At 26.7% G+C, this 11,306-nt stretch carries 10 protein-coding genes; 7 read left to right on the top strand and 3 right to left on the bottom strand.

Annotation, left to right across the window (positions count from 1 at the left end; translation table 11 throughout):
- Positions 1 to 121: 121 nt before the first annotated feature.
- Complete coding sequence (locus Q0Y03_RS11830; protein WP_297714021.1) at positions 122 to 565, top strand: hypothetical protein; 444 nt, start codon at positions 122 to 124, stop codon at positions 563 to 565.
- 42 nt (positions 566 to 607) lie between these two features.
- Positions 608 to 1,552 (top strand): glycoside hydrolase family 43 protein, encoded by a 945-nt coding sequence (locus Q0Y03_RS11825; protein ID WP_297714020.1) that lies wholly within the window; start codon positions 608 to 610, stop codon positions 1,550 to 1,552.
- Between the two features lie 130 nt (positions 1,553 to 1,682).
- On the opposite strand, the gene Q0Y03_RS11820 is transcribed toward Q0Y03_RS11825, so the two are convergent.
- Positions 1,683 to 3,140: an LTA synthase family protein gene (locus Q0Y03_RS11820; RefSeq protein WP_297714019.1), complete on the bottom strand. Its 1,458-nt coding sequence runs from the start codon at positions 3,138 to 3,140 to the stop codon at positions 1,683 to 1,685.
- A gap of 515 nt (positions 3,141 to 3,655) precedes the next feature.
- Here Q0Y03_RS11820 and Q0Y03_RS11815 point away from each other — a divergent pair.
- From Q0Y03_RS11815 to Q0Y03_RS11795, 5 genes are all read left to right on the top strand, one after another.
- The gene (locus Q0Y03_RS11815) at positions 3,656 to 3,883 is read left to right on the top strand and encodes a YgjV family protein (protein WP_297714018.1); all 228 of its coding nucleotides are present in this window, start codon (positions 3,656 to 3,658) and stop codon (positions 3,881 to 3,883) included.
- Positions 3,884 to 3,997: 114 nt separating this feature from the next.
- Complete coding sequence (locus tag Q0Y03_RS11810; protein WP_297714017.1) at positions 3,998 to 4,822, top strand: mechanosensitive ion channel domain-containing protein; 825 nt, start codon at positions 3,998 to 4,000, stop codon at positions 4,820 to 4,822.
- Between the two features lie 170 nt (positions 4,823 to 4,992).
- Complete coding sequence (locus tag Q0Y03_RS11805) at positions 4,993 to 6,561, top strand: DNA mismatch repair protein MutS (RefSeq protein ID WP_297714023.1); 1,569 nt, start codon at positions 4,993 to 4,995, stop codon at positions 6,559 to 6,561.
- Between the two features lie 226 nt (positions 6,562 to 6,787).
- Entirely contained in the window at positions 6,788 to 7,852 is a 1,065-nt protein-coding gene (locus tag Q0Y03_RS11800; protein WP_297714016.1) for a GDSL-type esterase/lipase family protein, read from the top strand.
- A 115-nt stretch (positions 7,853 to 7,967) separates the two neighbouring features.
- Positions 7,968 to 8,438: a hypothetical protein gene (locus Q0Y03_RS11795; RefSeq protein ID WP_297714015.1), complete on the top strand. Its 471-nt coding sequence runs from the start codon at positions 7,968 to 7,970 to the stop codon at positions 8,436 to 8,438.
- A gap of 67 nt (positions 8,439 to 8,505) precedes the next feature.
- On the opposite strand, the gene Q0Y03_RS11790 is transcribed toward Q0Y03_RS11795, so the two are convergent.
- Both Q0Y03_RS11790 and aspD read right to left on the bottom strand, forming a co-directional pair.
- On the bottom strand, positions 8,506 to 9,246 hold the full coding sequence (locus Q0Y03_RS11790; RefSeq protein WP_297714014.1) for an NAD-dependent protein deacylase: 741 nt from the start codon (positions 9,244 to 9,246) through the stop codon (positions 8,506 to 8,508).
- Between the two features lie 186 nt (positions 9,247 to 9,432).
- The gene (gene aspD / locus Q0Y03_RS11785; RefSeq protein ID WP_297714022.1) at positions 9,433 to 11,067 is read right to left on the bottom strand and encodes an aspartate 4-decarboxylase; all 1,635 of its coding nucleotides are present in this window, start codon (positions 11,065 to 11,067) and stop codon (positions 9,433 to 9,435) included.
- Positions 11,068 to 11,306: the final 239 nt, after the last annotated feature.

The following is an 11,306-nucleotide window of genomic DNA, read 5'->3' as shown; positions in this document are numbered from 1 at the left end:
TCTTCCAAGGAGAATACTAAACTATAAAACTCCAGAAGAACTATTTGAAATATATCTAGATAAAATCTATTCAATCTAAGTAAATTCAAGTATTTAAGTCATAAACAGAAATTAGTTCAATTTGTTATTGCAATTTATAAAAAATAAAAATATAAATATGTTGGAAATTTCAACAGAAATATGTTCAGAAGCTCCACATTATAAAAATGATTGGCCATCAGATATAACCATGTGGATAAATGGTATAGAAGTTGGAACATGGACTAGTCCAGGGGATTTTGGGGGTAGACGTGGAAGAAATAATCCACAGTGGTGGCCAGATACAATAAATCAATACGGATTATTAAAATATTGGAGAATTAAGGACACAGGCACTTATATTGATGATGTAAAATTATCTGATAAAACAATTGATGATTTTAAGATTACAGACAATGATTTTATAAGTGTAAGAATTGGTATAAAAGAAAATGCAAAAAATATAGGTGGAATAAGTATATTCGGAAAATCTTTTGGTGATTATCCACAAGATATAATAATGAAAATAGAGTATGAAAAAAGATAGTAAAAAATATTGTAAATTTGGTATTAAATATGGGGGAGAGTTATGACAGTTAAAGAATTATTAAAACCTATTATATTACAAAGAGCAGATCCATGGATATATAAGCATACAGATGGATATTATTATTTTTCGGCTTCAGTACCTGAATATGATAGGATTGAAATAAGAAGAGCAAAAACAATAAATGGATTAGCAGAAGCAGATGGGGTAACTATTTGGAGAAAGCATGATGAGGGTATGTTGAGTGCAAATATATGGGCACCTGAAATTCATTATATTGATGGTAAATGGTATGTGTATTTTGCAGCAGCTAGAACTACAGAAACAAATGAGGGGTTATTTGATCATAGAATGTTTGTATTAGAAAATGAGAGTGAAAATCCATTAGAAGGTCAATGGAGAGAGAAGGGTCAATTAAAAAGTAATTGGGAATCCTTTGCATTAGATTCAACAACATTTGAGCATAATGGAGTTAGGTATTTAGTTTGGGCTCAAAAGGATCCTAATATATATGGAAACTCAAATTTATATATTGCAAAGATGAAGAATCCTTGGACAATAGAAGGTGAGCAGGTAATGATTGCAGAACCAGAATATGATTGGGAAAAGATTGGGTTTTTGGTTAATGAAGGGCCAGCAGTACTAAATAGAAATGGAAAGATATTTATTTCATATTCTGCAAGTGCTACTGATTATAATTATTGTATGGGAGTATTAATAGCCGATGAAAATAGTGACTTGTTAAATAAAGATTCTTGGCATAAGTCAGAAAAACCTGTTTTAAAGACGGATGAAGAAAATGGTATATTTGGTCCAGGACATAGTTGCTTTACTGTTTCAGAAGATGGAGAAACAGATATGCTAGTATATCATGCAAGGAATTATAAAGAGATAGTGGGAGATCCATTATACGATCCAAATAGACATACATTTGTTAAAGAGTTAGGTTATGATGATAAAGGAAATATAATATTTGATTTGAAATAATTGTTGTATATGACTCTAAAATATTTTTTATTGCTAAAATATTTTAGAGTCAAGTTTTTTACTAAAACAGTTTTTAGTACTTCACAAATAAGTTTAAATTAATGAAGTGAAAATTTTAAGTTTAGTAAATTCAATTATTATTATTATCTGAACTATAATTTTCACCTATAACTTTATCATAAGTAATCAAATCTAAAGCTTCATTTCGAAAATCAGAGCTTTGAATGCTTGGTGAGTAAAGTGGATAGTCCTTCATTAAACTTTTCATAGTGCTCATAAAATCAGTATTTTTAGAATTAATTAAGTCTGTAACAACATAAGGTATATAAAATGCAGAAATAGTAGTAATATCTTTATCAAAAATAGTAGAATCATAATTATTCCACAATATATATTTTTGGTTATAAATTAATTCTGCATTGTCATCAGAAACACCTAATCTATCATAAACATTATCATCTGGTGTGAAAAAAGGAAAATGATCACCAACAAAAACAAGCAATACATCTTCATCAAAATCCTTTAACCAGTTTGTAAACTCTCTTAATTGATCACTAGTTTCCTTAATACCAGCTAAGTAGTATGATAATTGATCTGCTCCTTCAGCTGTTTCTGCATAGTAAGGTTGATGATTTTGCATAGTAGTAGCAAATATATAACTTGGGCTTTCATTTGATTGTAGAACATTTTTAATTTGGTTAAAAACACTTTTATCAGAAATATATCTTCTAAAGTTTTCAATTTCAACTGTCATGTTATCATCAAAATATAATCTATCAAATCCATATTCTGTGTATAATGTATTCCTGTCATAAAAAGTTTTACTAAAAGGATGAATATAGGATGTACTATAGCCAAGAGATTTAAAATAACTAGGAATTGTATCTATGATCTCTTGTTTTTTCAATAAATTTTGTGGAACTGAAGGTGTATTAATTGCATAAGTTGGTAAACCTGTTAATAGTTCAAATTCAGTTCTTGTAGTATATCCTCCAAAGGTTGGAACTACACAATTTCCAACATATCCTTCAGATTCAACTGAATCAAATCCAGAATAAATGTTACTATCAATATCTAAAGAGTCAAAAACTCTAAAATCACTAAATGATTCAGACATAATAAAAATAATATTAGGATTATTTTCAGGTGTAGTTTGAGAGTTCGTGTTTGTATCATTATTAGTTAGTAAATTTTTTATAGAATCATAGCTATAATTTTCCGGTGGATCTACTATATCCATTAAATTTTCTGATGTAGTCTTTGTTAGATAAGGAAGAAATCCTATATCACTAAACTGTTCATTACTTTCTAATATATTAGTAGCAGCTGGAGTTTCTATTTCAAAGACTGAAAAAATTTTTGCAGAAATAGGTGTTGCCAGAATTATAGTTATCAATAAACTTATAATAGAACAACTACAAATACGTTTTTTAAGAGAAAAATTTAAATTTAAGTTGTTTTTATAAGTTAAGAAAATATATAATGCCAATATTATAAAGTTAACAATTAATGGATAAGTAATTGTTAATGAAGCAAATTTTCCAACGTCACTTAAGTTTTTTGTCATTAATAAATCACTTATTACCAAATGACTTCCACTAGTTTTATATTTAAAATATTCAATACAAGAGAGAATATAAAGTATACCCCCATGAATAGCAATAGATAAGTAAGACTTTTTAAATATAAGAAAAATTACAACAAATAAGATGGTACAAATAATAATATTAAATAATAATATGTTGGGTTTTTTTATTAAGAATTTTAATGTGTCATTGAAGTTTTGACAGATATTATATTCTAATAAAATTGATAAGAACAATGGGTATAATACAATTAATAAATATTTAGTTGTATTTTTGAAATTAAGTTTCATTATACGATAATAACTCCTTTCTGGTAAGATACCTTGAGAAATTACAAGAATCAAATATATTATATACTTAAAATATTCTTTTTGAAATTAGTTTAAGAGAATATTAAGAGAATTTTAATGGAATTTATAATAAAAATCCAATTTGTATGATATAAATTTACTTTTTAAATTTAAGATATTTTGCACAAACTAATTTTAGTAAATAAAATTAGAATGGAGTGGTTACAATGTTTGAAATACCAGCAATTGAGTGGGTTGGATATGTAGCATCAATTATGATTGCTATATCTTTGGTTATGACTGATATAGTAAAGCTTAGAGTAATAAATTCAATAGGGTGCATATTATTTGCTATATATGGTTTTACAGTAAAAGCTTACCCTGTTGGGATAATAAATTCATTTATATTCTTTGTGAATAGTTATTATTTATATAAGTTTTATAAAGATAAATAAAAATAATTAGTAATTTATTACATGCGCCTCAAATTTTTAACTTGAAGTTTACAAAAAGTTAAATATGTATATAATAAAATAATGAATAAAATTAGGGAGGCGCTTTGTACAACTATGAACTTAGAAAAGTATTTAAACAAAATTATTAATTGGGCAATTACAGAAGGAATAAAGTTAATTATAGGATTAATTTTATTATGGATTGGGTGGAAGAGTGTTAAAAAAGTAGTAAATATAATGAGTAAAGCTTTAAAGAAAAGAAATGTAGATGCCACAGTAGCCACATTTTTAGATACCTTTGTAGAAATAGTGTTAAAGGGTATAGTAATTTATATATTTTTAGAGTATGTAGGAATTCAAACAACAGGAATAGCAGCATTAGTTGCATCTGCAGGGGTCGCTATAGGGCTTGCATTACAAGGTAGTTTATCTAATTTTGCAGGAGGAGTAATAATATTATTAATAAGACCATTTAATGTTGGAGATTATATTGAAGGATCTGGTCATTCAGGTACTATTGAAAAAATAGGAATGTTTTATACACATATGACAACTACAGATAATAAGCTTATACTTGTTCCAAATGGTAATTTAGCAAATGGAAGTATTGTAAATTATTCAGCAAAAGAGTTAAGAAGAGTAGATTTAACTTTTGGAGTTGGATATGAGCAAGATGTTCTTAAGGTAAAGAGAGTATTATCAAATATTGTAGACGCACATGATTTAATTTTAAAAGATCCTGAACCGTTTATAGCCCTTTCTGCACATGGAGATAGTGCTGTTAATTTCGTAGTAAGGGTTTGGGTTAACAACGGTGATTACTGGAAAGTTTATTTTGATTTACTTGAAACAGCTAAAATTAGGTTTGATGAAGAAGATATTAGCATACCATATCCACAAATGGATTTACATATAAAAAAAGATGAAATAACAAAATAAAATTAGTTTTATACTTCCCATAAGTTTTAAGGTTTATTTAGAGCTTATGGGGAGTTTTTTAGTATATTATGTTGCTTTTTATATAATAAAATAAGCTTATAGTGTATAATAGTAATTAAATGTTAATAGTAAATTTAATGGGTAAAAAGAGGTGTAAAATGAAAAATATAATGGATTCGCTTTTAGGTCTTTATGATATGATGGAAAAAGATTTTGGTGAAGAAAGAAAAAAGAAAAGAAACTTTAAATATATAAGAACTTATTTTGATATGGAAGAGCATGATGGATATACAATAGATGATCAAACCTGGGATGATTTCAATATGGATGAAGTTTTTGCTAAGGTTGATAGAACTTATAGTAGTGCAGGAGAAGCAATTTTATATAAAATGCTTAGAAACCCACTTCATGATAAGAAGAGATTAGAGGAAAGAGATGAATTAGTTGAAATATTAAGAAAATCTACTGATTTAAGAACAAAATTACAAATGATTTATTTCAAGCTAGGATATGATAAAAAAAATACATTCTTAGATATGATAATGGAATCTTTGGAGGAAAATAAAACTAAATATTATTTATATATTTTATTTGGTAGAGTTTTAATGTTTGGAACAATAATATTATCTATATTATTAAAAGAGCCTAGATTACTTTTAGCTACATTTATATTGTTATGGGTTAATGTATTTATTAATGATAAGGAAAGAAAAAATATTAAATCACAAGGGCTACTTTACTTAAGAAATATTATAATTTCTGCAAAAAAAATTCAAGACATAAAACATCCTGCAATTGAAATTTATAATAATAAAATTAAAGCGTTATTAAAAGAATTAAAGGGAATTGATAGTGCTACTAAACCAATTCAATTGGCTAATACAGCTGGTGGAGTTTTTGAAGTTTTAACTATTCCATTTTTATTAGAGGAAACTGCTTTTTATAGAATTGCTAGCTTATTAGAGGAAAAGAGAGAGTATATTTTAGATTTATATTATTTAATAGGTGAAATAGAAAGTTATATGTCTATAGCATCTTATAAGGAAGAAATAAAAGGAAAGTATACTAAACCTAAATTTGTAGATAAAGTTGGTATTAATATAGTAGATGGTGTACATCCATTAATAAAAGATGCAGTTGCTAATTCAATTAATTTTGAGAAGAGGGGAATTGTTTTAACAGGAACAAATATGGCAGGAAAGTCTACATTCTTAAGAATGATAGGTCTTAATATTATATTTGCACAAACATTTAATTTTACATTAACTAAAAAGTATGAAGCATGTTTATTTAATATAGTTTCATCAATAAGTCCAAGTGATGATGTTACTTTAGGAAAGAGTTATTACATGGCTGAGGCTGAAGCGCTACTTAGAATAATTAAAGCTTTAGAATTAGATTTACCAGTATTCTGTCCAATAGATGAAATATTCAGAGGGACAAATCCAATTGAAAGAATAGCATCTTCTGCAGAAATATTAAAATATATTAATAGTAAAGATAGTATATCAATCGTTGCAACACATGATAGGGAGCTTACAGATATTCTTAAAGAAAATTATGATTTCTTCTATTTTAGTGAGAAAGTAGATAGTAAGGGATTAAATTTTGATTATAAGCTAAAAAGGGGAGTATCTAAAACACGTAATGCTATTAAGTTATTAGACCATATAGGTTATCCAAAAGAGATAATAAAAAAATCTTATAACAGAGCTGAAACTTTAGAAAAATATATGTAGAATTTTAAGCTACCTTAGGTAATAAATGAAATTACCTAAGGTAGCTTATTTTTTTGATTATTTAAAAGTATTTAGATTAAAACAATATGTAGAAAATTAAGTTGTTTTTAAAAATAGAGCAAAATTATGTAGATATATTTTGGAAAAAAATACCTAAAAAATCTGTAAATTTAGGAAAAAAGCACCTATAATAAGTATAGGAGTTCAAAAGGGTGGAGGGGATATTGTGAAAAGGAAGAATAGAGTTAAAGTAATATTTATAATAATTATAGGAATGATTTTATTGGCACTACCTGTAGCTATGCAAGTTAAGGGAGAAGTTTCTAATAAAGTATTAGATAAATATGTTGCTATAGGGGATGAGATATCTATAGAAGCAGATAATGATTATGATGCTTCATATATTTCATTAATTAAAGATTTTCTATATGCAGTAAATGATAATTTAGATTACAGTAATTTAAGTGAGGAAGGAATAACTTCTTCAGAGCTATTAAATATAATAGATAAAAATAAGGAAAAAATAAAGAATTCAGATTTAATTACAGTGTCAATTGGAGGAAATAATATATTAAATGCTATATTGAGAAATTTAAATATAGATGAAAGCATATTACAAGGCTGTGATGAAGAAACCTTTGATTCTATAATAAGTGAGTATTTAAATAGTGATGAAATAAAGAGTGAAATTTTAAATGAAGTAAATAAATTTTCAAAGGACTTTCCTAGTATAATAAAAAAAATTAAAAAATTAGCACCAGAAGCAGATATATATGTAAATACAGTATATAATCCTATTAATAAAAAATGTAATATTTATGATTTTTTTAATGAACAAATAAATTTAATTAATGATTTGATAGTTAAGAATAATAGCAATAATGATTATAAAATTATAGATTGTTATCACATATTAAATAGTGAGGAAGTGTTAAATTTTAAGGTTGAAAATGGAGTAGCTAGGATTTCTCCTAATCAAGTTGGACATGCAATGATGGCAACACAAGTCGTTTCAGATTATGAAGAGTATGTTAACTTGGAGGTAGATAAGATTACAGCAAGTAGCGAAAAGATTAAAGGTAAGACGGTTCCTAATAGTAATATTATTGTTGTATCTGAAAATGGAACTGTAGGAACAACTCAAGCAAAGGCTAATGGAGAATTTCAAATTAAAATATCACCTATGGTTTCTGGAACTAATATAGAAGTATTAGTCTATGATAAAAAGATTTTTTCTATATTGTACAAATTTGAGAAATTAGTAGTTAAAAAGGATTTATTTACATCATAATTTTAGGGCTATACAATGGTGTTGGATAATAATAATTTGGCTGAAAAAGGGTAATACTAAACTTGAAATACTTAGGAGTAATAATAAACTAAAGAAAACATTGGAGGAAAAAGTTATGAAGAAAAAAGTTGTATCATTATTAATATGTTCTGCATTAATGATGGTTGAAGGTGTTACTACTTATGCACAAACTTTAGGTACTAGTCCAGCAGATGGTAATAAGACTACAATAGAAGCGCCTTCAGAAAATAAAGAGGAAAAGAAGGAGAAGGAAACTTCAGCTCCAGAAGAAAAGAGTACAGAAGATAAGAGTAAAAAGACTTCTAAGGAATCATCAAAAGATGACGTAGAAGATACTTCAAGGAATTCTTGTAAGAAGAAAGAAAAAGAAGATAAGAAAAAATGTAAAGATCATAAAAAAGATCATAAGAAACATGAGAAAAAAGATGGAGATAAATGCAAGGAAGATGTAAAGAAGGAAGATAATAAGTGCAAAGATAACAAAAAAGAAGAAAATAAGTGTAAATGCAGAGATGAAGAAAATTCTGATAAAATAGAAAATTCTTCAGAAAAAGCTGCAGAGTAATATATCATTAAATTCTCCTAGTTGAGGAAGGTAAATTTCCTTTACTAGGAGAATTTTTTGTGACTTTCTAGAAAATTGAATTTACAGCGGTACTTAATACTTTGCCAATAGAATCATTAATAACTAAATCAGCTTTACTATCAGCAGAAGTTGAACTTTTATTAATAAGCACAAGATTTTTACCTTTAAAGTAATCAATAAGGCCAGCAGCAGGGTATACAACTAAAGAAGTGCCTCCTATTATTAATGTATCTGCATTAGCTATAGCATTTACAGCACCTCTAATAGTAGAATCATCTAATCCTTCTTCATAAAGAACTACATCAGGTTTAACTGTTCCTCCACATTTAGTACAAGTAGGTACTCCTTTAGATTCTAAAATAAACTTTTCATCATAAAAAGCATGACATTTTACACAATAATTTCTAAGAACAGAACCATGAAGCTCGTAAACTATTTTAGAACCAGCAGCCTGGTGTAATCCGTCTATATTTTGAGTTATAACAGCTTTTAATTTTCCCATTTCTTCAAGTTTAGCTAAGGCTATATGAGCTTCATTAGGTTTTGCTTCAGGGTATATTAGTTTTGCTTTATAAAAGTTAAAAAATTCTTCAGGATATCTAATATAAAAACTATGGGAAACTAGTTGTTCTGGAGTAAATGTTATATTAAGTTTTTCATTAAATAATCCATTAGAACTTCTGAAATCAGGAATTCCAGACTCGGTAGAAACACCTGCTCCTCCAAAGAATACTATGTTATTACTTTCACTTAATATTTTGCTTAATTGATCTATTTTATTTTCCATAAGTAAACCTCCAAATTTTATATTTGGGTAGGTGAACTTATCCAGGGACGTGAAACGTCATCGGATAAAATCATCTCCATTTAATATTTTAAGTATATTATATAATATTAAATTTTGATATTAAATTATTAAAAAAAACGAACTAAAGAAAAAGTGCCTATAAATAAGTATTAGGCACTTTTAGTATTAGCAGCTTATTTCTAATTTATAATTAGCTTTAAATTCCTTTATAATGTTATCAAATATTTCTCTTAATGTTTGTCCGATTTTTAAATAAGCTTCATCATTTAAATTGGCAAGAGAAACTCTAAGCCCCCATCTAGATGAAGCAAAACCATCACCGTTTAAAAGAACAGTAGAATAGTTTTTAGCTAAGTTATAAAGTATATCAAAAGGAGTATAATTTTTTTCTATATACTTACTTGCTTCAACTCCATATTCAACTCTAGCCCAATCTAAAATATTTATTTCAGTATAGTATGAAGCATAGTGTGGATCATTAAATATTTTAACATTTAGCCCTTGGCATAATAGTTCTTTACGTTTTTGACAAATTGATTTAGTCAAATTTTTATAATTATCATTAGAGTCAATTAAAGTGAAAGCGCAAAAGAATGCCATTTGAACTTGTTGAGGTGTTGAAAGTCCAGCTGTATGATTTAAAGCAACTTGTCTACTATCTGCAACAATTCTATCTATAAATGATATTTTTTCAGGATTACAAGACAAATGAGAGTATCTTGTGTTTAAACTAATTTTATGCATTTCTGATATTTCTGAAATTAATTTATTATATATATTATCTTTATTTAATATTATAGTTCCAAGTCTCCATCCAGTTACACCGAAATACTTTGAAAGGGAATAAACTCCAATAGTATTATAAGGTAAATCACTAAGAACAGATCTAAAGTTATTTACAAATGTACAATAAACATCATCAGTAATAACCATTAAATTTGGATTATAGTTATTTACTATATTTTTTAAGGTTTCTCTGCATTTATCATTTAATGCTATTGAAGCTGGATTATTTGGATTTACTATAAATACAGCTTTTATACTTGTATCCTTTAATTTATTTAAGTCATCTTCAGAGTATTGATATGTAGGTATTCCATTTTCATCAACTTCATTTGCATGAATATTAATTACATTAAAATTATAATGTGGTAAGTGAGGGATTTCTAAATATGGAGTAAAGATTGGAGTCATAAGTGCAACTTTATCTCCTTTATTTAGTAGATGATTTTTTTCTAAAGAGTCAAAAATATAGCACATTGCAGCTGTTCCACCTTCAACTCCAAAAACATCAAAATCACTTTCAGATTGTATATTTCCACATAATTCTTTTAATAAATATCTATTAACTATTTTTTCTATATGTACAAGCATTCTATCAGGAACAGGATAATTATCTCCTATTATTCCATCAGCTAACTCAAAAATCCATTCATCTTCATCAAATCCAAGTTCGTTTATACCATAGTTATAAATTTCTCTTATTAAATCTATTCCAGGTAAAGAAGGATTAGCATTAATATATTCTAGTAATCTTTTTGAAATTCCATCTTTTTGAACCATTCCGGCTAAATCACCAATATTTAATGATCTTTGTGTTTCTAATATAGCAAATTGTCCAAATGTAAAGAAAGCCTGTCTAGGAGTTGCTGCTGTCCAGTTTGGATTACCTCTACCAGCATCTAAGATAGTATCATTATTTATTGCGGCTAGTTGTAATAATTTATCTTTAAATTCAAAAGGACTTACTTTACCATAAATTTTTTGTAGATTTTCTTTAGTTAATTCTGTATTCAATATTGAATGTCTCCCTTCAGAGTGTAAAAACACTGAAATATTTCTTGCATTTATTAATTTTATAACAGAATTACTAAAATTAAAATAGAAAATATTACTTTTAATAATATGACAAAATATAGAGAATAAAGCCAATATCATATATTAAATTATTATAAATATAGGTATAAAATAATTAAAATGTTAAAATAGGATAATATATAATAAATAAAAATGGTGTAGATATATAATCTACACCATTT

Source organism: Clostridium sp. (assembly GCF_026168755.1).
Classification (GTDB): Bacteria; Bacillota; Clostridia; order Clostridiales; family Clostridiaceae; genus Clostridium.
This window is presented reverse-complemented; position numbering and strand designations above follow the sequence as displayed.

Bases quoted from the DNA above. Each gene is read 5' to 3' on its own strand.
- Q0Y03_RS11805 (WP_297714023.1), top strand. From the start codon at position 4,993: ATGGATTCGCTTTTAGGTCTTTATGATATGATGGAAAAAGATTTTGGT.
- Q0Y03_RS11815 (WP_297714018.1), top strand. From the start codon at position 3,656: ATGTTTGAAATACCAGCAATTGAGTGGGTTGGATATGTAGCATCAATT.
- Q0Y03_RS11810 (WP_297714017.1), top strand. From the start codon at position 3,998: ATGAACTTAGAAAAGTATTTAAACAAAATTATTAATTGGGCAATTACA.
- Q0Y03_RS11825 (WP_297714020.1), top strand. From the start codon at position 608: ATGACAGTTAAAGAATTATTAAAACCTATTATATTACAAAGAGCAGAT.
- Q0Y03_RS11790 (WP_297714014.1), bottom strand. From the start codon at position 9,246: ATGGAAAATAAAATAGATCAATTAAGCAAAATATTAAGTGAAAGTAAT.
- Q0Y03_RS11795 (WP_297714015.1), top strand. From the start codon at position 7,968: ATGAAGAAAAAAGTTGTATCATTATTAATATGTTCTGCATTAATGATG.